The 1,021-nt window shown below is 33.7% G+C and carries 1 pseudogene; it reads left to right on the forward strand.

The annotated features are described in order from the left end of the window. Positions 1-738 (forward strand): annotated as a pseudogene (erm(B), locus tag DW171_RS10025) (23S rRNA (adenine(2058)-N(6))-methyltransferase Erm(B)); the annotation flags it as partial. Positions 739-1,021: the final 283 nt, after the last annotated feature.

Raw genomic sequence — 1,021 nt, forward strand, 5'->3', positions numbered from 1 at the left:
ATGAACAAAAATATAAAATATTCTCAAAACTTTTTAACGAGTGAAAAAGTACTCAACCAAATAATAAAACAATTGAATTTAAAAGAAACCGATACCGTTTACGAAATTGGAACAGGTAAAGGGCATTTAACGACGAAACTGGCTAAAATAAGTAAACAGGTAACGTCTATTGAATTAGACAGTCATCTATTCAACTTATCGTCAGAAAAATTAAAACTGAACACTCGTGTCACTTTAATTCACCAAGATATTCTACAGTTTCAATTCCCTAACAAACAGAGGTATAAAATTGTTGGGAATATTCCTTACCATTTAAGCACACAAATTATTAAAAAAGTGGTTTTTGAAAGCCATGCGTCTGACATCTATCTGGTTGTTGAAGAAGGATTCTACAAGCGTACCTTGGATATTCACCGAACACTAGGGTTGCTCTTGCACACTCAAGTCTCGATTCAGCAATTGCTTAAGCTGCCAGCGGAATGCTTTCATCCTAAACCAAAAGTAAACAGTGTCTTAATAAAACTTACCCGCCATACCACAGATGTTCCAGATAAATATTGGAAGCTATATACGTACTTTGTTTCAAAATGGGTCAATCGAGAATATCGTCAACTGTTTACTAAAAATCAGTTTCATCAAGCAATGAAACACGCCAAAGTAAACAATTAAAGTACCGTTACTTATGAGCAAGTATTGTCTATTTTTAATAGTTATCTATTATTTAACGGGAGGAAATAATTCTATGAGTCGCTTTTGTAAATTTGGAAAGTTACACGTTACTAAAGGGAATGTAGATAAATTATTAGGTATACTACTGACAGCTTCCAAGGAGCTAAAGCGCTCGGGACCCCATTAAGTATTTTTAAAAGCATGGTCGCAAGTTTCACTAGCAGCCATGCTTTTATTGAATCATTGTAGGACATTTTAAAGATAATTGCCCACTTTAAAATTAAACATGTGCTTAGAATCGTTCTAGGCAACACCAATAACAATCACTAATCACAAGTGATTTGTGATTAAT

Origin of the sequence: Collinsella sp. AM15-2 (genome assembly GCF_003471985.1) — a bacterium.
Taxonomy (GTDB): Bacteria; Actinomycetota; Coriobacteriia; order Coriobacteriales; family Coriobacteriaceae; genus Collinsella.